General features: G+C 41.1%; 19 protein-coding genes. 7 read left to right on the plus strand and 12 right to left on the minus strand.

Going from position 1 to position 24,678, the window contains the following annotated elements; all coding sequences use genetic code 11:
* The first annotated feature begins 232 nt into the window (after positions 1-232).
* From V7R42_RS15235 to V7R42_RS15255, 5 genes are read left to right on the plus strand one after another with little or no spacing between them, the layout of a single operon-like run.
* Positions 233-1,267, plus strand: coding sequence for a glycosyltransferase family 2 protein (locus V7R42_RS15235; RefSeq protein ID WP_334021095.1), 1,035 nt, complete (start codon positions 233-235; stop codon positions 1,265-1,267).
* A 5-nt stretch (positions 1,268-1,272) separates the two neighbouring features.
* Positions 1,273-2,394 (plus strand): glycosyltransferase, encoded by a 1,122-nt coding sequence (locus V7R42_RS15240; RefSeq protein WP_334021096.1) that lies wholly within the window; start codon positions 1,273-1,275, stop codon positions 2,392-2,394.
* Position 2,395: 1 nt separating this feature from the next.
* The gene (locus V7R42_RS15245) at positions 2,396-3,244 is read left to right on the plus strand and encodes a glycosyltransferase family 2 protein (protein ID WP_334021097.1); all 849 of its coding nucleotides are present in this window, start codon (positions 2,396-2,398) and stop codon (positions 3,242-3,244) included.
* 1 nt (position 3,245) lies between these two features.
* A complete protein-coding gene (locus V7R42_RS15250) occupies positions 3,246-4,499 on the plus strand; it encodes a capsular polysaccharide export protein, LipB/KpsS family (protein WP_334021098.1) in 1,254 nt (417 codons plus the stop codon).
* A gap of 28 nt (positions 4,500-4,527) precedes the next feature.
* The gene (locus V7R42_RS15255; RefSeq protein ID WP_334021099.1) at positions 4,528-5,406 is read left to right on the plus strand and encodes a glycosyltransferase family 2 protein; all 879 of its coding nucleotides are present in this window, start codon (positions 4,528-4,530) and stop codon (positions 5,404-5,406) included.
* Positions 5,407-5,480: 74 nt separating this feature from the next.
* On the opposite strand, the gene V7R42_RS15260 is transcribed toward V7R42_RS15255, so the two are convergent.
* The gene (locus V7R42_RS15260) at positions 5,481-6,395 is read right to left on the minus strand and encodes a glycosyltransferase (RefSeq protein ID WP_334021100.1); all 915 of its coding nucleotides are present in this window, start codon (positions 6,393-6,395) and stop codon (positions 5,481-5,483) included.
* Between the two features lie 440 nt (positions 6,396-6,835).
* Positions 6,836-7,579, minus strand: a complete 744-nt coding sequence (locus tag V7R42_RS15265; protein ID WP_334021101.1) for a sulfotransferase family 2 domain-containing protein — start codon at positions 7,577-7,579, stop codon at positions 6,836-6,838.
* A gap of 64 nt (positions 7,580-7,643) precedes the next feature.
* Between V7R42_RS15265 and V7R42_RS15270 the strand changes: the two genes are divergently transcribed.
* Together V7R42_RS15270 and V7R42_RS15275 are read left to right on the plus strand one after the other, a co-directional pair.
* Positions 7,644-8,507, plus strand: a complete 864-nt coding sequence (locus V7R42_RS15270; protein ID WP_334021102.1) for a glycosyltransferase family 2 protein — start codon at positions 7,644-7,646, stop codon at positions 8,505-8,507.
* Positions 8,504-9,952, plus strand: a complete 1,449-nt coding sequence (locus V7R42_RS15275; protein ID WP_334021103.1) for a lipopolysaccharide biosynthesis protein — start codon at positions 8,504-8,506, stop codon at positions 9,950-9,952. Before V7R42_RS15270 ends, V7R42_RS15275 begins: the two co-directional genes overlap by 4 nt.
* A gap of 248 nt (positions 9,953-10,200) precedes the next feature.
* On the opposite strand, the gene V7R42_RS15280 is transcribed toward V7R42_RS15275, so the two are convergent.
* The 10 genes from V7R42_RS15280 to V7R42_RS15325 form a co-directional block, all read right to left on the minus strand.
* Positions 10,201-12,075 (minus strand): acyltransferase family protein, encoded by a 1,875-nt coding sequence (locus tag V7R42_RS15280; RefSeq protein WP_334021104.1) that lies wholly within the window; start codon positions 12,073-12,075, stop codon positions 10,201-10,203.
* A 243-nt stretch (positions 12,076-12,318) separates the two neighbouring features.
* The gene (locus tag V7R42_RS15285) at positions 12,319-15,159 is read right to left on the minus strand and encodes a hypothetical protein (RefSeq protein WP_334021105.1); all 2,841 of its coding nucleotides are present in this window, start codon (positions 15,157-15,159) and stop codon (positions 12,319-12,321) included.
* A gap of 152 nt (positions 15,160-15,311) precedes the next feature.
* Complete coding sequence (locus tag V7R42_RS15290; RefSeq protein ID WP_334021106.1) at positions 15,312-16,085, minus strand: transglutaminase-like domain-containing protein; 774 nt, start codon at positions 16,083-16,085, stop codon at positions 15,312-15,314.
* The gene (locus V7R42_RS15295; RefSeq protein WP_334021107.1) at positions 16,036-17,382 is read right to left on the minus strand and encodes an O-antigen ligase family protein; all 1,347 of its coding nucleotides are present in this window, start codon (positions 17,380-17,382) and stop codon (positions 16,036-16,038) included. The genes V7R42_RS15290 and V7R42_RS15295 overlap by 50 nt, the downstream gene beginning before the upstream one ends.
* On the minus strand, positions 17,383-18,288 hold the full coding sequence (locus V7R42_RS15300; RefSeq protein ID WP_334021108.1) for a glycosyltransferase family 2 protein: 906 nt from the start codon (positions 18,286-18,288) through the stop codon (positions 17,383-17,385).
* The gene (locus V7R42_RS15305; RefSeq protein WP_334021109.1) at positions 18,281-19,411 is read right to left on the minus strand and encodes a glycosyltransferase family 4 protein; all 1,131 of its coding nucleotides are present in this window, start codon (positions 19,409-19,411) and stop codon (positions 18,281-18,283) included. The genes V7R42_RS15300 and V7R42_RS15305 overlap by 8 nt, the downstream gene beginning before the upstream one ends.
* Positions 19,404-21,476 (minus strand): DUF6077 domain-containing protein, encoded by a 2,073-nt coding sequence (locus V7R42_RS15310; RefSeq protein WP_334021110.1) that lies wholly within the window; start codon positions 21,474-21,476, stop codon positions 19,404-19,406. Before V7R42_RS15310 ends, V7R42_RS15305 begins: the two co-directional genes overlap by 8 nt.
* A gap of 4 nt (positions 21,477-21,480) precedes the next feature.
* Positions 21,481-22,902: an oligosaccharide flippase family protein gene (locus V7R42_RS15315; protein ID WP_334021111.1), complete on the minus strand. Its 1,422-nt coding sequence runs from the start codon at positions 22,900-22,902 to the stop codon at positions 21,481-21,483.
* Positions 22,892-23,995 carry a glycosyltransferase gene (locus V7R42_RS15320; protein WP_334021112.1) on the minus strand — a complete coding sequence of 368 codons (1,104 nt, stop codon included), beginning with the start codon at positions 23,993-23,995 and terminating at the stop codon, positions 22,892-22,894. The genes V7R42_RS15315 and V7R42_RS15320 overlap by 11 nt, the downstream gene beginning before the upstream one ends.
* Positions 23,988-24,677 carry a sulfotransferase family 2 domain-containing protein gene (locus V7R42_RS15325; protein ID WP_334021113.1) on the minus strand — a complete coding sequence of 230 codons (690 nt, stop codon included), beginning with the start codon at positions 24,675-24,677 and terminating at the stop codon, positions 23,988-23,990. The genes V7R42_RS15320 and V7R42_RS15325 overlap by 8 nt, the downstream gene beginning before the upstream one ends.
* Position 24,678: the final 1 nt, after the last annotated feature.

A 24,678-nucleotide genomic window follows, 5' to 3' on the forward strand; every position in this document is an offset into this window, starting at 1 on the left:
AGAAATAACGAGCCACAATTAAGTCATCATCTAGGTTTCAATTTTTTGCACTTACAACGGGATGCTCATCGCGAGATTTATACACAGCTATACAAGAAAATAGGCTTCAAAAATGTGCTGAACCTCAGGAAGGGCAAACGGTGTTTTATTGCCATTTTGCGCTTGCTCAATAAAGAGTAAATCTGTCAAACTAGCTAAGAAGCCCATTTATTCAATATGGAGAAGGACAACCGTGAAGCTGATTGTACAAATTCCTTGTTACAACGAAGAGCATACACTCCCGGAAACTTATAAAGACATTCCACGAGCAATAGATGGTGTTGATAAGGTTGAGATCATGATCATTGATGATGGATCGACAGACCGAACAATTGAGGTGGCGAAATCCCTCGGTGTAGACCATATCATTCGCAACAAAAATAACCGCGGGCTAGCACGTACTTTCAGAAAAGGTATTGATGAATGTTTAAAGCTAGGTGCTGATATTATTGTAAACACCGACGGTGACAACCAGTATGCAGGCTGGGACATCCCAAAACTTATAAAGCCCATATTGGAAGAAAAGGCTGATGTGGTTGTCGGCGACAGGAAAACGCAGGACATAAACCATTTCTCACCCTTAAAGAAATTACTTCAGCGCCTTGGTAGTTACGTTGTTAAAAAGGTGTCGGGCGTACAAGTTCCAGACGCGGTAAGTGGTTTTCGCGCTTACAGCAGAGAAGCAGCGCTACAGCTAAACATTATTAGCCCATTTAGCTATACCATTGAAGCCCTAATTCAATCGGGTAAAAAACACATGGCGGTAACGCATGTTCCCGTTGAGACTAACGCTAAAACTCGCGAGTCTAGGCTTTTCACAAGCATTCCCAAGTTTATTGAGCGACAGCTAACCACCATTGTACGTATGTATACGATGTACCAGCCTTTGCGGGTATTTGTATTACTGGGTGCGCTAATTACGCTAATAGGTTTAATACCTATTGTGAGGTTTTTAGTTTATTACTTTATGGGTGAAGGCGACGGGCATATTCAGTCTTTGATATTGGGCGGTGTACTTTCACTGTTGGGCGCGTTTACATTTCTTATTGCGATAATTGCTGATTTGATAAATTTCAACCGGCAGCTAATTGAGCAAACATTAGAGAAAGTAAGGCGGATGGAATTAGCGATGCATAACGACGCTAATTACGCTAAATCTACGCCCGGCCAAGTTGAACAGAGTACAAAAGCACATGAAGCACGCGATTCAGAACTCAAGGATGATTAGTTATTATGCCGAAGAAAAAAAGCATTGCTTTCATAGGGCCCATAGAGCCTTTTAGAAGTGGTGTTGCTAAACACTCAACGCAAATAGCGCTAGAGCTGAGCAAGCGCGATGACGTGGTTTTACAGGTTTATTCCTTTAAACGCCTTTATCCCAAAGTGCTTTTTCCCGGCGACGATGACCGTGATAAGCACTTGCGTCCTCCTGAGCAACTTGACGCTAAATTTTGGATTGACACCCTTAATCCTCTAACTTGGCAAAAGGTGGTTGCTAGCATTAAAAAGTCGAACGTGGATACCGTTATTGTTCCTGCTTGGACGTTTTTTGTTGCACCGTGTTTAGGTTGGATTAGTCGCGCGCTAAAGCGTTCAGGCATTCACGTAATCGCTATTGTGCACAATGCTTTTGACCACGAAGCTGGCAACGTTAAAAATGCACTAATGAAGTATCAACTGCTTAATTCAACAAGTTTTGTTTGCCACAATCAATCGCTTGCTGACGATATTAAACAGGTGGTAGAAGCCCCCAGTATTAGTGTTTCACCTCATCCAATTTTTGACCAATATCCGCAAGCAAAGGGCGAGCTGAAAAGGCGCGCGAATGTAGAGCTACTCTTTTTTGGAATAATAAGAGACTACAAAGGGCTGGATATACTACTAGAAGCCCTAACGCAGATGCCCGCCGACCTAAATTATCACTTAAGCATTGTGGGTGAATGCTGGGGTGATATTAATCAGTATAAAAAGCAAGCGCAGGAATTTGGGTTAAGTGAAAACGTTGAGTTTGTTGACCGTTACGTTTCTGACCAAGAAGCGGCAGAGTACTTTCATCGAGCTGATGCCGTTGTTCTTCCGTATCGAAGCATGACGGGGACCGGTGTAATTCCCCTTGCTTACCATTACAAAAAGCCGGTAATAGCGACTAATTTACCCGCCTTTCATGAAGTAATAGAACAAGCAAAAACGGGCGTAATTGCCAACGGAGTGTCTGTATCTTCAGTGGCTGAGTCGCTTATTGAATTTGCCAGTAAGTACAAAGCTGAAGACATGGAAAAACATATTGTAGCGTATAGAAAGTTATTTAGCTGGCATACGTTTATCGAGAGTATTTTATCTCTTAGGAAATCTTAGCATGGGCTTTGCACCTGAAGTAACCATAACGCTTACGCGTTACGCAGAGCCGAACTGGCTGTTCTTGGAAACGCTGGCATCGCTTTCACAGCAAGCCAATATAAGCGCTCGTGTATTAGTATTGGATCAGCAAGATAACGAAGAGGTTAGGGCATTTTGTGTTAACAATTCATCCAGCGCTATCGTGCTGGATTATCATGTTATTCCGGCAAAGAGCCTATCGTTTGCGCGCAATGAAGCAATTAGAATGTGTCAGACGGCACTGCTTTTTTATATTGATACCGACGCCGTTGCAGACCCAAATTGGGCGCGCGAACTATTCGTTGCAATGACCCAAAATAAGGCCGCGATTGCCGGGGGGAAAATTATTCCCAAATGGCATAAAAAGCCGGGTTTACTTCAAAGAAGCCGATTTGTTTTAGACCAATATTCGATGCTGAACCTTGGCGATGAAACAATAAATGTGAAAAAAGTCATTGGCGCAAATTTTGCCATTAACAAGGAAGAATTGGGCGGATTAGCACATTTTGACGAAGAGCTCGGTAGGCAGAATGGCAAGTTGCTAGGTGGTGAAGAGACGCAACTTTGCGCAGATGCCAGAGAAAAAGGACTAACGGTTATTTATGTCGGCAAAGCCGCTGTTTATCACCAGGTCATGCCGGAAAGAGTAACCTTCAAATGGATTGCTAAGCGAATTTATTACGGTGGCTATTCTAGGGCACTGCGTGGTGGAAAACCTGAGCCAAGCAACGGCGGTGGCGGACTGGCTGGCTGGGATTACTTCGCGCTGATATTTTTATTACCGTTTTACGTTTTTGGGTTCTTTCGCGCCAAAATGGATAGCAAATAGCATGAAACAAGACAATGTTAACGAACAGCGCGCGTTGCGAATAGGTATTCCCAATTTTGCCAGTACATTCCTTACGTTTTTTATTAATTTGGCCAAATACTTAGAAGCGTTAGGTTATGACGTTGTATTTTTAAATCCCGATCCTTTTTTGCGTTCAAGACTAGACAAACATGGTTGTTCTTACGAGCTATATCCATCGATTAACAACATCGCCCACCTAGAAGAACCCTTCGATAAAAGCGCTGATATTATTCGGTATCTCTCTCGGCTTTATCGTTTGAATGACGTGCAAGAAATAAGGCTAATTGCGGCTAAAAATAAGTTATACAGCAGAGCCCTTGAGCATTTACGCTTATCGCCCGTCGACAAGATGATTGTTTGGAATGGGCTGGGGAATGTAGAGAAAACCGTTTGCCAAGCACTCAACATAGACGCCTTTTATTGTGAAAACGGGTATTTTGAAAACACGTTTCAAATGAATAAACGTGGCGTTAACAGCGAGGGGAGCTTTGTCGATTTACCGGCTAACCAGCTGTATGACTTTGCCTATCCTGAAGCGGACGCAAAACTAACGATATCAGAATTTACGCTTACCGAAACTCCTTTCAATAAGTTCTATTATTATTTAAAGCGGTTATTTGACGAAGACTATCGCAACTACCTGTTTTCAATGATTGCGTATAATTTGGCCGTAAAAAAAGCAAAGAAGAGTTTTAGCGAGCAACAATTCGAACATATTGACTTCGAAAAGATAGGCAAATTTATCTTTATTCCTTTACAGGTAAACTCTGACACACAAACCATTTTGTACAGTGATTTTAAAGATAGTTATGACTTTTTAAGTACGGTTATTCCTAAGCTAAAGCCGCTAGGCTACCATATTGTGTTGAAACAGCATCCCTTTGAAACAGAGCCTGTCGACTACACGGCGTTTGTTGATGAGCAGGTCTCTTTGTACTCTAAATGCGACTTAAACGCCCTTATAGATTGCGCTGAGTTTGTTGTTACTATTAACTCAAGTGTTGGGTTACAGGCCATTGAACGCGGCAAAAAAGTGGTAGCCTGTGGCGCGGCCTTGTATCAAAACGCACCCAACTGTTATTCCCTCAGTGAACTAAATGAAATAGAGCAACAGCCATTGCAAGACGCGAATCAATATATTGAGAAATTGAAGCGGGATATATTCATCAAAGGCAATTGGCGAAAAGTGGACACGTCACTATTGGCATCGGTTTCTCAGCGTATGTTGGGATGATTTCACCACGGACGATACAAAAGCAATCATGATAAAAAGTAATCAGCCAGTTATTTCTGTTGTCATTCCAACCCGCGACAGGGGAGAACTATTCACAAAAGCGGTAAAAAGCGTTTTTGACCAGACATACACGAATATTGAATTGGTGGTTGTAGATGACAACTCTGCAACACCGCCAGTTATTAACAATGCCCCTGAACATGTTGCAGTAAAATACCACAGAAATGATAAAGCGGTAGGTGGCGCAATTTCCAGAAATACGGGGGCGGCGTTGAGCAAAGGTGAGTTCATTTGTTTTTTGGATGATGACGATTATTACCACGCGACGAAACTACAAACACTGTATGAGCAGCTTAGTGCCGACAGTAGCCTTTCTGTGGTCTTTGGCAGAATAGTTAAACTTTCTGAACCAGAACGCAGAATGGACAAAAAATACCTTGATGAGCACGGTATTATTAAATCACCTGAAGCCATTAAGTATTTACACACCAATTCATCGTTAATTAGACGGGAAGTTTTCGAAGATATTCGATTTGACGAAACGCTACAAAAGTTTCAAGACACGCAGCTGCATATTGAATTGATATGTAATGAAAAGTGTAAGTACGTTGATGAAGATGTCGCCTACTGGAACGATAAACATGGGCTGGCGCAAATAACGGATATGAAAACGCAAGAAAGCCATATTCGGAGTTTGGTTAATTTCAGGAAAATGTTTACAAACCTAGCCAAGCGCCAGCGGATCAGCAAGCGTTACCATTTGGTACTTTATTCAAAGTACTTGGTTATGTTAAGAAATTACAAAAGGCAATTTGGTAATGTGGCCGGAATAACGTTAAGTAACCTTGATGTTGTTTGTTTGCATGTAGTGCGCTTAGCCAGCTTCTTATTGGGGAAACGTGCATAACCGGCAATGCGCTGCGTTAACCTGTTGCTGTAAATCGCCGGTGCCTTGCCTAGCCTTAACTTACCTTGCGTAGCTTACCGTCTTTCCGGCGATGTCACTAACCCCAACGCACACAGCAGTATTTGCTGTAGTTTGTATAATTTGCCGAAATACAAAATACTGCTTGCTTTAAACTTAGTTGAAAACGAAACGTCGCGATTAAAGTTAAACAGTTGGCGAGTTCGCTGAAAGGGCGGTATTACCAGTGAAAGCAAGCCTTTAATACGCAGTGCCTTACGAGCCTGAGGGCTGCTTTGGCGGCGCGCCCACAAACCGTGAGTAGTACGTCGGATTTTAGTGAAATATCCCGACACAGAGTCACGAGCAGGGTGATGGATAACAACAGCAGCATCGTAAACCAAGCATCCATTTTGCTCGTGTAAGCGAAGACCCCACTCGGCGTCACCACCCGACATTAGCGAATCATTAAAAATACCAACACGTTCAAACGCTGACTTTCTCACTATTAGATTTGCCGTAGGGGCGTAATGGTAAAGCGCAATGGATTGTTCTTGAGGAAATGCGAAACACATGTCAATAAGCTCAATAGCATTAGGACGGTTTTGCTTATTTGAGAACAGGGTTATTGGCCCACTTACCGCGTCAATGTTTGGGTTTTCTTCTAGCTTGTTGACTGCGCTTTCAAGCCATTCGGGCTCAGGAATACAATCGGAGTCGGTAAATGCGTAAATAGGCGAATTGAACTGTTTTATTGCCTTATTTCTTGCACTGTATGAACCAGGCTTGTGCTCTACCAGCAGCACAACATTGTCAAACTGTTGAACCGTTGCCTCTGGCGCAATAGTGGAGCCATTATCGACAACAATAACTTGGTAGCTGTCGGATGGTAGCGTTTGGTTAGACAACGCCTGCAAACATTTATACAAACGGCATTCGTCATTGAAATGAGGAATGATGACAGCTATCTGTGGTGGGGTTGTATGTGACATCGCAAGCTTTGTGTATATCATTTAAGTAGGTACATAATAATTAACCCACTATACGAAGCAAGTAGCCATACCACATTATTTTATTGAAAGGTGGGCGTATTCAAATTAAGCAGGATAAACAAAACCATTATGTTGAGGTGCGTTACTACCTATGTGAAACGCTGCCGACAATTGCGTAAGAGTGTAGCGACCAGGCTAATATTACTGTAAGATTTTCGTGTTAATCTTGAATAACTTAAAGCTGACTGTTAGCTCACAATTAAAGAGATAAAGGTTTGCCAAAGGGAAGCTGGCTGGCGTTTATAGAGGATTGATAGATTCCAGTTGGATACCGAACTGTATGTAAATGCCAATAGGGCTGAGCTGACTAGTAAAATATAGTCACGACCGAATGGGTAACATGGAGTGCATTTACGTAAAGTTATATAACTTTATCGAATTCATTCTTTTATTTCATAGTTGTAAAGCTTGAAATCTTGAGCGTAGTATTTATTAAGGGAAAGAACTAAATCGTGACTAAGATTGAGCTGTTCGGCTAAAAGTTTGGGATCAGCTATTGGTTGCATTGGGGAAGACGTTTTTGAGTTTGCGCCGTAACTTAAATCTAATGTTAGCCCGGCATTTTTAAGCTCAGTAAGCGAACTATCCAGTTGTTCTAATTTCCCTACATAGTCGACTAGGGAAGTATCTCCGTCACAAATCCAATCTGACTGGCGTATAAAGTGAAGAAGCCTATTTGAATTGAGTAACTTCCCATCAGCTAAATCCTTTGCGAATGCAGCCATGTTTGGATAACTAGTAACTATCTTGTATTGCTCAATGTCTAATGGATACTGCGCTGGGTCAATATTTTCCCGAGTTGCCCATTTATAGGCGCTTACAAAACGACTGTAAGGATGGCGAACAAAGGAAAAACGGAACGAACCACTCTTTAGCTTCAGTATGTTACGAACAGTTTTAGGGCTAAAAGCATGTGGAATAACAGTGCTTTTTACTCCGTGGTTTTTATCGAGAGCTTGCTTTATGCTTTGACTAGCAACTTTTGGCATTCTAAAAAATACGAATTGAGAACTGAGAATTCCTTTTAAAGAATAGACTCTATTTTTAAATAACTTAAGCTGTCCTCTATGAGCACTGCTGAGACTTTGGACACTATGAGCGACACTACTGTCTAATTTTTTCATTGTAAAAATTAACTACCTATATAGACTTTTAAGGTTTAAACGGTACAAGTGATAGAAAGTAAATATGAAACTAGCAATAATCGTTGTACTTTATAACAAAGCCATAAAAAATTCCACGACAATAAAGTCACTTTCAAACTTAGAAAATAACGAATTTTCCGTTCTATTGTTTAACAATGGGCCATTGTTAATCAACGCTGATGAAGAAGATAAAGTTCTATTAAATAAATTTGAGAATATAGAAATTGTTCAGGACCCAAATAATAGGCCTTTGAGTATTATATATAATGATTTTATTCAAAATGTAAAGGCGGATTCTTACTTGATTCTTGATGATGATAGTTATGTTGATAATTCTCTTATTCTAAAATATATGTCTGCTGACTTATCCTTAGATCTACATGTTCCAGTAATAAAGTCAAAGTCAAATGGAGATGTTTTTTACCCCGTATATAATAATGAAGTTGTTAAGGATTCTACGGTTTTAGACTTTGATGATAGCTTTAGAACAATTGGATCTGGCACTTTGATATCTAAGTGTTTAATAGATAAATTCAGCGTTTTCCAAAGCGAGATTTTCGATACAAGATTTTCGCTATATGGTGTCGATTTTAGTTTGTTCAGAAGAATGACATTACTCATCAAAAACCAAACTAAATTCAAAATAGCTGTAGTAGGTGAATTGGAGCATTCACTCTCTAAAGTAGATGTGGTTGGTGACCTAATGGAAAATGATGAGCGTTATATTGCCATGTTTCTTGGGCAGTTACTATACGAAAAGCATGGCATAAAAAAAGAGCGGTTTGTACTCGGTGAACTTTTAAAATACTTGAAGAAAATGAATTTTAAACGTTGTTTTTTAATTTTGAATCTATTTCTACTACGTGCACATAAACGCTCAATTAAATACAAAAAGAAGATGAAATGAATTTATTAGAAAATGTTAAGTGGGCATCGGTTTCTCAGCTTTTCAAAGTTATTGTTCAAATAGCAAATTTAGTTATTTTGACTCGCTTCATTAAACCGGATGATTATGGTCTGATGGCGATTTCTATGGTTTTCATAAACTTTGGTTTGCTTTTAAAAGATCAAGGGCTATCAAAAGCTATTATCCAAAAACTTAATCTTAAAATTGAAGTGGTAAATGCCGTTTTTTGGTTCGGTATCTATGCCAGTCTTTTTGTTTACTTAATTATATACTTTAGCGCAGGTCTTATCGCTGATTTTTACGAGTCAGAAGAGCTTACACTTATACTAAGAACGATTGCTCTAATTTTTCCGATAGGCGCGCTTGGTAGTGTGCATGTTGCATTGTTAGAAAGGGAATCAAAATTCAAGCTTGTCGCATTTGTCGAGTTAAGCTGTAGTATTGTGTCTTTTATTGTCGCTATTGTTTTGGCATATTTAGGATATGGCGTTTATGCCTTAGTTTTTCAAGCAATTTCCTATAGCGTTTTGAATACATTATTAATGATATTGTCAAAGAGTTTTTCGATATCAATAAGCAGCTGTCTGAGACTTGGACCTATTAAAGAAGTACTCAGCTTTAGTGTTAACCTTTTTCTATTTAACGTAATTAACTTTTTTTCAAGAAATCTAGATAATATTCTTATTGGAAAGTTCTTGGGCGTAATCTCGTTGGGAACATACAATCTTGCTTATAGAATCATGCAGTTCCCCTTGCAAAGTATAACTTTTGTCTTCTCGCGAGCGCTTCTTCCAGTTGTAAGTAAAGCTCAGAATGATAATGAAAATATAGAAAGAATGTATCTGAACTGTGTTTTTAGCATTGCATTTCTTGTTTTCCCACTCATGATTTTTCTTACAAGTTTTGGTGTTGAAACTGTAATTGTTTTTATAGGTGAAGAATGGAAGGTCACTGGTGAGATATTAGAGTGGCTTGCCATTTGTTCTTGCTTTCAGTGCATAAATTCGCTATCTGGTTCTATCTTTATGGCAAAAGATAAAACAAAGTTTTTATTAAGACTAGGTACCGCCGGTGCATTTATTCATATAACAGGTTTTATTGTCGGTATAAATTTCGACATCGTTAGTTTTTCAAAAATTTATGTCGTCACTACAGTTATAAATTCGGTTTTAGTTCTTTATTTTACTACGCTGATAATAAACTCTTCCATATTTAGAGTTTTTTCAAAGGTTAAAGGCGTTTTAGCGTATAGTTTAGTATCTTTGCTAATAGTTACAAATTTATCAACATTTTTAGATGGAAACGCTTTTTTTCAAAATGATATAGTAAATATCCTTTCAAAGTCATTTATCTATGCTTGTCTTTATTTGACTATGATTGTTTTGCTTTCCAGTGATGCTAAATTAGCTATAAATAATTTAATTAACCGTAATAGTAATAATTGATAATGTCTTTAATATAACTAAAAAAATAACAAAAAAGTCGCTTCGGCTGGGTGAGATTTAGCCAACAGCTTATCTTGACCACACCGTGGCAAAATGATGCCAAGGGCGATGTATAATTAACAAGCATTTTTTCCATTAAAAATTCGGTAAGACAAAAATTAATTTCTATTTGAATCTTACTGAATATTCGAGATCTACATAAGAAATACGAATATATGTTTTGTGTTCCTTTAACACTTCACTAGAAATTATAACAGTCCATTAGGATATATTTTTTCTAGTAACATTTCTGAGCCCTCAAGTGTTAAATGTCCATAATCGAATTGAACTGGAATACCTTGTTCGGTCGTTAAAGTACAATTGCCTAATTCACATAAAGTATTAAACAACGATATGTAGCTAGCCGGAGTTTCAGATATTGTTTTTAAAAATAGCTTATCTAAAGCTTGTTTCTCGAAATAAAGCGAGTGCTCAAGTATTTTGCTTTGCTCTGCTTGATATGAAATCAACAACCTCGGTAAATCGGTGTTGTACTCCATAATTGGCCCTAAGAACTCTATAGAGTTGGTTTTTCTTTTAAGGAGTTCAATAGTACTTTCCAATTTTTTTACATGTTGCTTTCGCCATCTACCAGCAAGAATTATTTTTTCGAATTCTACTTGATTAATTAGGTCATCGAATGCCCATTGCATTAAATCTTTACAGCGCTTTTCACCAGTAGGGGAAACGACCGGCCAGCATCCGCTTGCACTTACCTGTGTTAATGTTTCATTATCCTTTAGTTTGCGGCGCATGGCCTCGTACCACATGGCTGAATGGCTGTCTCCAATTAACAAGATATTCCGCTTGTTCTCCTCTGCATTGATGCAAAACTCCTGATTATAAAACTTAAAGTCATTTGAGCTTGTTGTGAGAAAACAGATGTCTCGACGATAATGCGATTTATCGTAATCTAGAAATGACTCAAGATAAGTTTCTTTGGCACTGAATTTGTTTGAATGAAACGGAGTACTTATAATTGTCGAACAGATCATCACCAACGAAGCTGCCAAAGAGAGGCTAATCACTCTATTTGGGTTTTGAGTGTACCGATTTCCTCTGAATCTGTTTTCTACAAAGCGATAAGTCAAATCGGCTAAGAGCAAGCAAATGCCAAGTAACATTAATTTTTCGAAACGGCTCAAATTATCGATATTGTACAATTTGTAAAAAACAATCACTGGCCAGTGCCACAGGTACAATGAGTAAGAAATGTTTCCTATGTAGGTTGCCAGTTTGTTGTTAAGAATTAGTGCTCCCAGTCCTTTCTGTGGACATGCATAAATTATCAGTGCTGTTGCCAAAGACGTTGGTAAAGCATAAATTCCAGGAAATGGCGTGGTCTTGTTAAACAAAAAAAAGCACACAAGTAAGACCGTTAATCCAATTAAAGTACAGATTTCACTTACACGCTCTGATGTCGCTTGAATTGCTAAGATACTTACCAATCCTCCTAGCACAAACTGCCAAAATCTGGTTGGGGCAAAATAGAAGCTTAAAGACGCGTCATAATGAAGTGCGATCTCGCTAGCAATTAGAGAGATAACTGCAACAACTGCCAACGACAGTATCACAGCCCTAGTTGCTATAAACTTTTTGTATACCACGTACATGATAAAAGGAAATATCAGATAAAACTGTTCTTCAACAGAAAGAGACCATGTGTGGAGCAGGGGGGCAAACTCTAATGCGTTGGCAAAATACCCAGATTGACTGTAAAACCAATAATTTGATACGTACAAACTTGATGCAATAAGGCTGTGAATATACGTTTTGTATTCTTCAGGCAACATCATCATGTAGGCGAATAGCGTAGTTACGATTGCCACCACAGCAAACGAAGGAAAAAGTCGCCTAAAACGTTTGCTGTAGAAATCTGTGAACGAAAACTCGTTCGACACCAATCCACGCCATATTTGCCCAATAATCAAATAACCTGAAATGACAAAAAAGACATCAACGCCTAAATAGCCGCCCTTAAGATTTGCCGGTGAAATATGAAAAATTACGACGCTCAATACTGCTAAAGCTCTTAATCCTTGAATGTCTTTTCTTTGAGAGTGTTTAATCACGGTATGGGTCATCAGTTATTATTAAGTTGTATGGCGCACATTTTTATCCCTTCAATAATCAATCATATAGTAATTGTCTTGAAGGATGTAATAAATAAGAGGTCGGTGATGCTTCTTAGATAACACACAGTAACCATGAAGCTCAGCGTGTAGCCGAGCTTCAGGAACAATATGAAGCAGATATCTGAAGGTAACGTCTTTGCTGCTAACTCATAGCAAAGCGTACACGAGCATAATCCTTATTCCCGTTTTGCACTATAATTTCACGCCTTTATATCTGTAAGTACTTGTTTCTACGTTACCCGTTTTATCCTTAATAGAAACAACAATTATCGCGTCTGATAACTTATTTATCTGCTTTTCAATAATATTGAATCGGAAGATATTGGGGTTCGAAGTTTTGTAGCCTTGACTTACTTTTAACGTTTTAAAGTCGGCTTTTTTCGATTTCGCGTTATTCAACACCTTATATTGAAACGTAACACTGTCCCAATCAACACCTGAATGCAGGTCGTTGGCGCTTACTTGAATTTCATTAACCGTTGGCATGGTTAACGCAATCACGGGTAGCTGATTGTCTTCGGTGTAGGCAAAACCCTCTGCATGTTCTAAATCGATAGGTGAGCCTAAATCTACCCAGCGAGCTATTGTGCGCTTGTCTTTGTCAGACATGTTAATGGCGGGGTGATCAGGCATATCTACATCTTTTTTACTCGACATATTGCTTCGGCCATCTAAGCGAAGGCCATAGGCAATCCACACTAGTAAACTCTGTCTCGCCTGAGGCGTACGCACATACTTGCTTACCTGTGGCCATGTGAAATTTTGGCCCCTTCTGGGGCGCATAATAGACTGGTAAGCGCTCATAGGGTGATAGTACAGGGTTATGCCATTTGTGTTTTCTAATTTAGAGCCGTGGCAGGAGTAGCAGTTCTCCTTTAAAATTGGCAACACGTCTCTGGTAAACTCTACTTGCACACTTGCTTGTTCGGTAAATACCACGCCATCATTTTCTAGCAATGGTATGTTGCCGTCGGTTAGGTCCCATGCACCATTCTCGCTATCTACTTGGCCGCCTTTTGCGGTAATGGCATTTTTGTCTACAAAAATATCAGACAAAGCCGCGCGTGTGGTTTCAAAGTCAGTTGGTGCAATAGCGTGCGCATGACAGCCGCCGCAGTCTTTTCTAACTTCACCGGGTTTTAGGGCTCGCCACGTGAGCTCGCTTATTATCGTCATGCCATTTTTGTCTAATGTTTGTATTAAAAACGGGGTGTCAGAGGGCACCTTCGCTAACCATGATGTATCTGGCATGCCTTTACCGTCTTTAAATTCTTTGTTGGAAAGTGGGAATTCGCCCAATATTTCCCACATCTCTCCGTGAGTAGAGCCGTATTGTGCTACTAAATCATCAATCCGTTTATCTAACAGCGTGGGCTTCACTTGTTTCCAGGCGTCTTGGTTTTTATATTTGTTAAGCGGTTTTGTAAAAGGTTTAGGGCGTGTAGCCACTATTCTCACGCCCGCTATATCGCGGTTGTCGAATATGCCTGCGTGGGCGCCTTGAATGGTCCAATTACCATTGTGTAACTCTCTTGCTGGAGAATCTTTGAATTTGTCTTTTCCGTTCTCACTGTCGCGATTGTACATCGACGATGTGCCAACAAGTGCCGCTGCTTCGCCTTTTTGCAGGCGTTTATCGGCAACAGGCAGCGAATCGATGCTAGGGATAATATTTGGCTTCTTTACCCCGTAAATATCTTCATAGGGAACCAATGCGCGAGGCCAAATTTCATTGTGATTAGGTTCATCAATGACTTCAACAAGCTCTTTAGGATGTGATATTACGTTAGTGTCTGCATTTTTTATGGCATAAATACCTGACTGAAGCGGGTCACATCTATTCCCCTTTTTGCATTTTGCATTGAAGAAATTAACGCTCCCTTTAGAGTACGCCACAAGTAAATCGTTGTTTTTCCCCACTGAAGGCATTGAGTACTTGCCTGAGCGGTTCGGTGCTGGAACGTCGTTGGGGGTTGTGTGTGGCGTGACTAGCGACAAGCCTTTTCTGTCAAGCTCTCTGTAGCTTACTTTAAACTTTTTGCCCCAGTTAAACTTTTCTTTCGAGCTTCCTCTTATATAATCGGGCCCGTCAGGATCCATGGGGTAACGCAATAGAACGCCGTAGCCATAGTCGAAAGACGGGTAGTAGTAGCCCGTTACAATTTGCTCACCGGGAAGCTGAGTAGCGAAATGCTCAAGCATTTTGTGATGATCATGTGGCTCTGTAAACTGCTGCAAATTTGAGCCGTCGGGATGCACAGTAAATAGGCTTGTCATCGCATAAAGGTATTTAGGGCCGGCATCTTGCCATGTTGAAAACATAATGCGGCCATCTAGCAACTGAAAAGGGTGCTGCGCCATGTGCAATGTACCATTTTCCAGCACTTTCATGTTTGCCTCGGCGGGTGTTTTCAGGCTGCCGTCGTGGTCATCCATTATGTAAAGTTGCTGAACGCTACCCGTAACTACCGCGTCGGTATCGGGGTTAAAGGCAGTAAGTGCTGAACGGTTCGATGTGAAAACAATTTTTCCGTTAGATAAGGGATAAGGCGCCATATCTCTTACCCGTCGGTAATTATCTAAATAATGCGCTTTGCTCGTGTTCTTTGCGTATTTTTTGCTGTCAAAGCCGTTGTTAAAAGTAAGGCGCGTTAGCTTTTTATCTTTGACACGAATTTTGTATAGCCAGCTAGCCGATTTTCTGCCACCGGCTTTTACCAACGAAAAATATACGTGTGTAGCATCGTAAGAAACCGCTGGGTCCATAACGCTGCATTTTTTATCGCACTCGTACAATACACGATACTCACCATTAGCTGTAAAGTGAATAAGATCGGCGCCCATCGTTATTTCATAAGGGCGTTCTCCCTGAGGAATACCAACAAATTTTCCTTTGCCGGGGTCGGGGTAACGCACATAAACAATGTCATAACCAAGCGGATTTTTTGCAATTGCCTCTTGTGCCTTGCTGCTAGAAAAGGGCGTAATAAGCAGCGCGATAATGACAAGAAAACGAGATAAGTGGGGCAACATTAAAAATACCTTCTCTCTTTGTTGATAGTGAGTATTGCGAATGAGCACACGTATATTAAAGCAGGCTACGCGTTCGTTGAAAGCGACTAATACCCGTGAACCGCTTCACCACGCTATAAAAGCGTTCGGCGTTACATGCGCTTTTCGCGTGCCTATAACAGCGCTGCTATTAACATTAATGCAGCGGGTACCAACCATTTAATAGTATAGGCTAATGTTTCAAAGTAGTAGCGCTTGGTCATAAGCGCTTTTACGTTGTCCCATTCTTCATACGGCGCAGAATAAATGCGTTGAAGCTCTTTTAATTCGTAATCAGAGTAGCCCCTTTCACGATAGGAATCTAGTGCAGTAAGATTAAGATTTCTTAGCTCAGACTTGCCATCAAGTGAAAAATACACGTCAAAATCGGGGTCGAGTACCCAGTGCTCGTCGTTAATATACACCAGCAATATGACATGTTCGGGAAAGGTAACGATAACGCTGTTGATATTGTTCTTTGACAGCATTTCAGAAAGTATCATGCACGCGTCGCCACAAACGCCTATGCCTCTTTTTACGCTTCGTTTAAAGTTTGCGAAATGGTACTTTTTAAAATGCCCAATGCCGGTAAAAGAAAGAAGGTACAGCAACCAGTTTTCGAATACAGGAACAGATTGGTTGTACTTATACGTGTCTTTTTGCTCGTTCCACTTTATATGGAAAAAAGACTGATACACCAAGTGATTCACACGGGCAATATAGTCGCTTACGCGTTCATTTGCGTTGCGGTTATAGTTTTTAAGCACGTTAGCACTGGTTTTGTAATTCGTTTTAACGAACCGCAAATCCTTTTCTTCAACGTGTGTTGGCCGTGTACTCATAAACAAACCAACAATGTTAAGTAGGGTGAGTAATAGCCCTGTTGCCAGAAGTGCGATTTGAAACATTGTCAGCATCTTTATTCTTTAAATAGTAAATATTGTAAGCAACCGCGCAAAACAGTACTAACCAGTACAAAATCTCCGCTCGTGACCGGTTTAAGAAGGTCACTGCCACCAAGTAGGTAATCAGGGACGCTTCAATGGCAAACACCAGAAAATAGGCATCTACCTTATTTTGCCTTCGTAGTACAGCGCGCGCCTTTTTGTTGCCTTTGTAGCAGGCCCATAGCATTAATATGAAAAACAACAGGCCGTGGTATCCCATTTCGGTGAGTACTTCAAACCACGTGGAGTGAACCGCACGGGCTCTGTGTCCCCCGGTGTTTATGTCGTGTGGAATGTAGAAATCGGCTAAAATGTTGAATGTTCTATAGCCCGCACCCGCTGGGTGGTCGAGCGACATCTGAAATGCAGCTTTCCAAAACTCTATGCGTGTGGCACCTGTTTCTTTGCTCTTGTCCACCTCGGTATTCTGCATGGTCTTAATGCGCTCTATGAACGACGCGTCAACAATCACTGCTGCACCAGCAAGTCCACCTAAGCAAATGGCGATGACCGTCGCTTTTTGAAACTTCCTCTGAAACGAAGAGAAGAACATATGAAACATGAAGTAGGCTGCACCAACAACCACGGCCAGGAACGCGCCGCGACTATTAATGAGAACCAAGCCATTAGCAATAAATGCCCCAGCCAGTACAAAAATACCTTTCTTAACAAGCTTTTCAGATGTCCAGAAATAGTAAAGACAAAACATTAACGCTGGCGCAATGGCGGCGGCAATTCCGTTAGATTCAGGCGAGTCGACGGTGCCAATACCTTGCACCCTATCGCCGGCATTACGCCCAACTTGAAAAGTAAGGTACGAAATATACCAACTACCGAAAATGTAACCGTATAAAGCAATTTTTAGCCTTTCATGGCTATCGATCAGTTTATAGGCAATCGACATGATTATTATTAATTTAATAAAGTACGTAAGCGCAATGTTGTGTAAATGCGGTACAAAAGCCCAAAATGTAGCCGCAAAATACGCTGCACCCACGAAATACATCCATCGGAAGTGGGGGGAGGCTAACAGCTTGTTCTTGTTATGCCTTTTAAAATACACCAGCAAAACAACGGCCATTAAAACAACGGTGGTGAATGAATAGCTAAAATTAGGCACCATGTGCCGCCACCAACGTTGCTGCGGATAAAGAAAATAGATGGCCTGATAAACGGCGAAAGCGTACGCTGGGTTTCTAAACAGCGCCATAATGCTTCCGCCAATATAGCTACCCCAAAAAATTAATAGCGTAATCATTTACTTTTGAAACCTTCTGTTTATTGCCCACCAAATACGTTTTGGTAATAAAAGTAAACGCGTATGTTTTAGCGTTGCAAACGAAGCGCTGGCAAAGTGTTTAAATTCCTTTTCCAGTAAGAAGGTGACCATTGCATTTGGCCCCTCATTCGCTATACGGTCTTTGATGTCACTGCTCTGTTTGGGATCTGCGTTTATACTGCCCATTAACGTAAGTAACGAAATAAGTGAGTAGGATACTTGCTTTAGTGGGCCATTTGTACTTGATATACCTTGTTCGTTTATAAAGTAGTCGACGGTTTGTGTTTGCGCATGAATCCAGGGGCCTTTCATCGATAGTTGAAATTGAAAGTGATAATCGTTGGCCGCTTTAAATATTTCTATGCCTTTGAACGACGTTAACGCATGCGACTTATACGTAGCCAAGTTCATAGCAAGCGCAAGCGGGTAGGGAGAACGGCAAAAATGTGCTAGTGGCGTTGCGTGAATATGGGTGTTTAGTGTGTTGTCACCATTAGTGCGCTGGTGGTCATCTGTAAAATTAACATCAGCGAAAGCGGCGATACATTCAGAGTTCGTAAGTGCGTTGTATAACGTAGATATCTTATGGCGATATGCAATGTCATCGGCATCGTGGAATATCACCACGTCTCCCTTCGCCTTTTTAACACCGTACATTCTGGCCAGTCCTGCTCCCTGATTTACTTTGTTATAAATAACTAAATTGTTAAAAGTCGGCAGCGGTAGGGTTTCCCAACCATCGGTTGAGCCGTCGTTAACCAGAATAATTTCATAGTCAGATGCAGGGAAGTCTTGATTAATTAAACTGGTAAGCACCGCAACAATGCGGTCTTTGCAATTGTACGCTGGAATGACAACCGAGACGCGTATCGAGGAGTTAGTCATTGTGTTTTGTGCCTGATATGTTGTCTAACTCATCCACTATGCTTTTAACCATAACGCTAAGTTGGAAGTGCTTAAGAAACTGTTGTCGAGCGTTGTCTCCAATGTGTTGCCTAAAAGCGCTATGCTCAACTAAAGGGGCGAGTAAATCTGCGGCAGTGGCATTGTCTTCAGGTTCAAACAAAAAGCCGTTTTCTCCACTCACTATCATTTCGCTAATGCCGCCGACATTGGTTGAAACCACGGGAAGGGCGCTTCTAAACGCTTCAATAATACTTATAGGCATTTCTTCTTGAAGCGACGGACAAATATAAATGTCTATCTGCTCTAACGCGAGCGACGTGTCGTTCACGAAACCATGGAAATGAACATACTGTTGAAGTTCTAGTTCATTAATTAGCGCTTCTAGGGTTGCTAGTCTGTTTTCATTCCGTTTGTCTTCGCCAAACAAATGCAGTTCGGTTGTTAGCCCTTTATCTAAAAGTAGGCGTAGTGTTTTTAGCAGGTTTTCATGGCCTTTAATTGCTTCGAAATTTGCTAAGTAGCCAAGTTTTACGGCGTTTGAATGCTGTGTTTCTGTTGGCGTTTTATTAGCGATATCCTGTATGCCGTTGAAAACCACTTTCGAGGGTAGCGAGGTCTTCGCAACGCGCTCATATATAGGATGGTTTTCCGACAACGTGCTTGCAGAAGGGTAAAAGAAAAAACAGGGCGTTGGATGATGGTTAAATTGCCACGCAATGGCTTGCTCATCTACTTTGCAATGAACGTGGCATACCACTTTAATATTCAACAGTTTACACAGAGGTGTAAACGAACGTGCTGCAACCGATGAATGGCAATACACAATGTTGGGGCGTAGTTTGAGTAGAAAGTAAAGCAATGTGCTTAGAAGCATAAAACTTTCTAAGGTAGAAAGTGTATAAAAATTAATGGCTTTATTGGTAATGATGCATTGATTTCTATTGGCCTGTTTCAACGCCGCATCAGAGACTTCACCTTGTCCTGGAATAAAGTAATAGGGCTGCCAGCCAAAATCTGACAGCTTACTACCAATATTCAGCATGCAAGATTCTGCACCACCGAGTTTATTTTTATTGGCGACAAGTAGTACTTTTTTAGTCACTGCATACAATCCATGAAGAAGTTAGATCTTTACACGCCAGTGAGGCATTGAGAGCTTGATAAAATGGCGAGACAATTAACGCGTCACTTGTAGGAATAACAACCTTATTCACGCCAAATGCTACTATCTGCGCCATAAGTCTCTGGGCGTTTTCTTCGCTTAGCGATTCCCGTTCATTAAACGCAGATTGCATTTTTTTCCTACGTCTTGTTTCCTCCTTCGTAAAATAGCTCACGTTCCAATAAAGCGGGCGAGAAGAAAAGAGTCTAGCGTTGCCAGGTAACATAGGAATAATTTCGCTTAGCTGCTGCTCAGCTAAAATATGGTCGTCTTCAGTGGCGCTTTTAACCACCTGTCTTGCTACGTTTAGCGATTCAGAAGGTAGTTTTATTAATTTCATGTCTGTGCCATACAAGTTTTGCAAAGGCACTAGATTGACTTTCAAAAAGAGCGCTAGCGTAACACCTAAAACCACGAGTAATGATGCACGAGACAGAAACGTCGTTGTGTTATTTCTGTAGCAAACAGGAACCTTCAAGGAAAATAACGCGGTAAACAGAACAGACAAGATAAGAGGGGCGGGTAGTATCCAGTGGTAACGCCATATTAGATTCTGCATGGCGCCCATATCAATGGCTGCCGCAGGTATAAACCTTGCGAAACTAAACGCGAAAGCAGCGCTAAGAAACACCAGCAAATAGGGCTTTTGTCTAGCACGGCACAGGGCGGCAGATGCTAGGGTAGCGCAACAAAGCAATATACAGCCAAGTAAATAATGCTGATTACCAAAAAGCCAGTAAATGGAATCTATAGGTCTTACATAAGGCTGTTCTGAAACGGAATCTTTAATGAATTCAAAGGGTAAATTAGCCAGGCTGTCGGGGAAAGGGACAGGTTGTGTGCCTTTGATGCTAAGCAGTATGTTTACGATAATAATACCCATGAAAACACTGCCACACACCGCTACCACTATGGCTTTTCTGAGTTTGAACCAGTCGAACTTCGATGCCAATAAACTACTTAATATAACCAAGCCCATAACCAGAATGGCCAAGTACACGCCCGTAGTCGAAGCGCCCGCACAGCAAATTAATACCGCAAAAGTCTGTACTATTGTTTTTGTATTAGCGTTTTCGGTTAATTTAAAACAACAGTAAATAAGGAGTGGAAGCAGTAGCGCCAGAAGCATGGCTTTGCCCTGATACAAGCGAGGAATGAAAAAGAATCCGTGCAGATGATTGAACGTTCCCCACATTAACAAGGTTACAACAGTGAGAAAAACGGCAATACCACGATTTTTATCAAAAAAGAGGCCTAAAAACAGATACCACGAATAGGGAACCAGAGGCAGCCACAATAACGGAAGGCCGTAGTAAACGGCTAAGTGGTCAATACCTGAGTAGTATGAGACAAGTGCAATTAATGCGTGGTAAGACTCTCCAAAGTTCAGGCTGTAAATAACGGGGCTGTTCTGTGAGTTGAAAATGCCATCCAGCGACATGAGCGGAAGATGTGGGTTCTGTAAAGAGGTCGCGACGTAAGAAATGAAATGAGAGTCGTCGCTGTTATAGTAATCAAGAAGCACATAACTTATTGCCATGAGCGCACAAGACAGCACAAGCCAAATAGCGTTTACGTTCGTGCTGTGTTTCGGCGGTTGTTGTGCAGGTGGCGTTGCTTGCGTGTTTGAATACGCAGCGAAGAAAGCCATGGCGATAAACCCAAGAAAGCAAAATATGCTGCTGATTAGGAAAAAGGGATCGGTGCCGCTATAGCTTGTTTTTAATGGATATAGCAATAGGCCTGCACCTGCCAGCAAAACCGCTCCCCACATCATAGAGGGAAGGGTATAGTGTAGGTAAGCTGTGCTTTGGGGTAGGCTATCGTCGCTACTCGCTGACAATACTTTATTGGGCATTTTTATTATTGCGAATAAAAGTATTCCAAAAGTAATCGGCACGATAAAACTAAGCTGATGCAACGACAAATTGAAGTACAGTGCTAGCCAAAAGGTTAGCGTTAGCGTTGCAAATGCCAGTGTAAAACCGCTGGTTAATGATCTCATACTATCAACTTCCGTTGTTTTTGAAAAAGCTGCGGACAAGCGCTTTGGGCTCTTCGTAGTTGAGTACAAGCGCAATATACAAGCATAACGATGTGACAAGCGCGCCAATTAGCACAAGAACGTTTGTCCACCAGCCACTGTCTTGGCTTACAATAAGGGCAATTAATGGGCTGCTCGCTAACACTGCAACAAGAAACGCTTTAGCTGCAATGCTTAGTTGCTGTGCGACATTGATATTTAGTTCTCTATTTGCAAGGGCTACAAAAAGTGTTGTTCTTAAAATAGGAGGAAACACTGTCGCACAAATTACCATTACGTAAATACCATAATTAAATGTCAGTAATGCGATGGCAATACGAAACACTTGAATATAAAGGCCTACTTTCACCAGCCTATTTGCCAAGCCTAACCCCATTAGCGCAGGCTCGTAAACACTCGTTATTGAGCTTGTTGCCCGACCTATGCATATTATCGTCAGGAAAGGGGCCGCCGCTATCCATTTTTCTCCAAAAAGAATAACAATGGCGGGTTCAGCTAATATTCCTAACGTAATGTAAAACGGAATAGATAAATTTGAACTGATTTTCGCCATGAGCAAAAACTTTTCGGTTTTACTTTCAGAAACCTTAGCTTTAGAAAAGTACGGAACCACCACAGGGTGAAACCCTTCGTTAAATAATTTCACGAACATAGACGCTGTGGTGTTAGCTCTGCTTAGTAATCCGGTGTCGGTTAATCCCGCAGACTTCGCTGAAATAAATTCAACACACGACAAGCCTAAATGAGAGATGACGTTGTAAGTCAATACGTACTTAGATTTCTGAAAAATTGAATGGGCGTGCAGTAAGCTAAATGAATATAAGCGTTTGTCGTAGAAGAGTATTACCGCTGTTTGCACAATGAACAGTGCAAGGTTACCAATGGCAAGAGCAATAACTTCGTACCCTTGTGCGGCAAGGTAAATGGTAAGGCTAGTTGATAAAATTATACCTAGCGTGGATGACACTAAATCTTTTGTGAAATCCATTTCCTTCTTAAAAATAGAGGATTTAATGACATAAATAGGCGTAATTAACAGCGATAAGCTCATTATTTGTAGCGCTGGTTCAATAGCTGCCGATTCGAAAAACCGGGCTACCGAGCCTGCACTGAACATAATTGATAAAAACAACGCTAAGGAGGTTAAAAAAACCAGAGTAAAGGCGCTATCCAACGTTTTTCGGCAATTGCTATCGTTAACGATAAGGAAATTAGAAATGCCGAGATCTCGGATAATATTCGCCGTAGTGAGGATAATAACGCATACAGAAAATGCACCAAAGCTGTCGGGCGCAATAAGACGCGCTGTGACCAGCGAGCCCAAGAACTGGGTAATGATACTGATGTATTTTGTCGAAAAAGACGAAATGAAAGCGTTAGTTGTCATCAAATACGGTCTTCAAAAAACGTTGTTCGTATTGTTCTGGTTTAAAGCTCTCAGCCATTTTGAGCTTTGCAGCAGACGCAAAAGTGTCTCGTTTTTCTTTCGATACTAAAAGCTCATGGATGTACTGCGCCATTGACGAGATATCGCCTTCTTTTACGATGTAGCCGGTTTTTCCGTGCTCTACAACATAGGGTATGCCGGCGTGATCGGTTGATACAACGGGAATGCCAGCGGCACTGGCTTCCATTACTGAAACAGGTGTGCCTTCCATATCACCGTTGGCTGCTTGCATGGAATGCTGAACAAAAATACTTGTCGTACTAAATAATGCCTTTACATCTTTATGCATAAGCGCACCCTTGAATTCAATGTTTGGAATATTCAATGCGCTAACCAATTGCTTGCATGCACCTAACAGCGGCCCATCACCAACAAGTATTAACTTTGCTTCAGGCGAAAGTTGAAGTACTTTTTGGAACGCCAGTATTAATAAGTGAGGGGCTTTCTTTTCAACAAATCGGCCAACAAACAGCAGCGTTCCGTCTTCTTCTTGACGTGGCAACGTAAAAAAAGAAGCGTCTGGTGCACAAGGCAGCTCAACAATTTTGCCACGTTCGCAGCCTAAATTGACTAACGCATCGGTCATCGGCGGGCTAACAGAAATAACCTTCTTTGAAATTGTGAACATATTTCTGTAAGCGTCTGCATGTTTCTCAACCACGCTCGACATAGAAATATCGAAGCCGTGAAAGTGAGGAATAATAGGAATTCCCAGCTTTTCACATACTTCGTAAACGGCCGCGGCGGTTGTGCCATACTCGGCAAGTACGATTGATACATTGTTTTTTATGAATGAGCGCCCCAGCGCTTCTTTGTGCAAAGAGAAATGCATTTTTCTCAATACACGATTAGCAAGCGACTGCACGAAATACTGCACATCACGCTTCATAATAGGTTTACCATTACCTTCAAAAAATGGAAGCTCACCGCCATAGTAATAAACGCAATGTTCCCCTAATAGTGAACGATGCTTTTTTATGAAGGTTTCAGAAACGGCATTTTGAGATGGGGATATAAGTGCAACTTTATTCATTTAACGTCCATCTGTTAAGTTTTACGTTGATAAAGTGCTTTAGCGTGGGCGCCTTAGCTGTTTTGTTTTTATCGCAGTTTGTAAACCCTTCATAGCCAAATACTTCAATATCGCGTTGATAAAATTCGCTGGTGGCTTCAATGGCTTCCTTTGTCCAGAACAACGGAACTTTGGAAGAGTTTTTCTCGTGCGGCAGTTTCTCAGGTGTTTCTAGCTTCAACACGTCGCTAACGGCACAGGCCACTTTTAATAACCCATCCTCGAACTTAAACACGCTCACAGTATCATCAAAAAACTCATGTTGAGGGCGTATATGGTTATCGTAAATCCACGCATTATCACTATATTGGCGAAGTGTTTTTAGCACCCAAGGTGAAAAGTAAACGGCTTCTTCATCACTTTTTTCGTTTAGATGCATACGGTATCTAAATTCGCTTTCCAGACGCCTAAAAGGATTCCTAACAATGGCAAATGCAAGGGCAAATTGCTGCTGGTTAGTGAGTAGCTGAATATCGGAGTAAGATATGTGCTGAGGGGTCGTTCTCATCGATTTTGCGGGAAACTTTGATAACAGCAGCGTATTCTCTGACTGTCCCTCTAACCAATGCTCAATCGACGAGCCTCCTGTTTTTGGGAGGTGCACAAAAGCCACTTGTTGGTTTCTAATTTTAAATAAAGGCATT

Source organism: Alteromonas sp. S015, assembly GCF_036864485.1.
Classification (GTDB): domain Bacteria; phylum Pseudomonadota; class Gammaproteobacteria; order Enterobacterales; family Alteromonadaceae; genus Alteromonas.

Bases quoted from the DNA above. Each gene is read 5' to 3' on its own strand.
- V7R42_RS15240 (WP_334021096.1), top strand. From the start codon at position 1,273: ATGCCGAAGAAAAAAAGCATTGCTTTCATAGGGCCCATAGAGCCTTTT.
- V7R42_RS15245 (WP_334021097.1), top strand. From the start codon at position 2,396: ATGGGCTTTGCACCTGAAGTAACCATAACGCTTACGCGTTACGCAGAG.
- V7R42_RS15250 (WP_334021098.1), top strand. From the start codon at position 3,246: ATGAAACAAGACAATGTTAACGAACAGCGCGCGTTGCGAATAGGTATT.
- V7R42_RS15255 (WP_334021099.1), top strand. From the start codon at position 4,528: ATGATAAAAAGTAATCAGCCAGTTATTTCTGTTGTCATTCCAACCCGC.
- V7R42_RS15260 (WP_334021100.1), bottom strand. From the start codon at position 6,395: ATGTCACATACAACCCCACCACAGATAGCTGTCATCATTCCTCATTTC.
- V7R42_RS15265 (WP_334021101.1), bottom strand. From the start codon at position 7,579: ATGAAAAAATTAGACAGTAGTGTCGCTCATAGTGTCCAAAGTCTCAGC.
- V7R42_RS15270 (WP_334021102.1), top strand. From the start codon at position 7,644: ATGAAACTAGCAATAATCGTTGTACTTTATAACAAAGCCATAAAAAAT.
- V7R42_RS15275 (WP_334021103.1), top strand. From the start codon at position 8,504: ATGAATTTATTAGAAAATGTTAAGTGGGCATCGGTTTCTCAGCTTTTC.
- V7R42_RS15280 (WP_334021104.1), bottom strand. From the start codon at position 12,075: ATGACCCATACCGTGATTAAACACTCTCAAAGAAAAGACATTCAAGGA.
- V7R42_RS15285 (WP_334021105.1), bottom strand. From the start codon at position 15,159: ATGTTGCCCCACTTATCTCGTTTTCTTGTCATTATCGCGCTGCTTATT.
- V7R42_RS15290 (WP_334021106.1), bottom strand. From the start codon at position 16,085: ATGTTTCAAATCGCACTTCTGGCAACAGGGCTATTACTCACCCTACTT.
- V7R42_RS15295 (WP_334021107.1), bottom strand. From the start codon at position 17,382: ATGATTACGCTATTAATTTTTTGGGGTAGCTATATTGGCGGAAGCATT.
- V7R42_RS15300 (WP_334021108.1), bottom strand. From the start codon at position 18,288: ATGACTAACTCCTCGATACGCGTCTCGGTTGTCATTCCAGCGTACAAT.
- V7R42_RS15310 (WP_334021110.1), bottom strand. From the start codon at position 21,476: ATGAGATCATTAACCAGCGGTTTTACACTGGCATTTGCAACGCTAACG.
- V7R42_RS15315 (WP_334021111.1), bottom strand. From the start codon at position 22,902: ATGACAACTAACGCTTTCATTTCGTCTTTTTCGACAAAATACATCAGT.
- V7R42_RS15320 (WP_334021112.1), bottom strand. From the start codon at position 23,995: ATGAATAAAGTTGCACTTATATCCCCATCTCAAAATGCCGTTTCTGAA.
- V7R42_RS15325 (WP_334021113.1), bottom strand. From the start codon at position 24,677: ATGCCTTTATTTAAAATTAGAAACCAACAAGTGGCTTTTGTGCACCTC.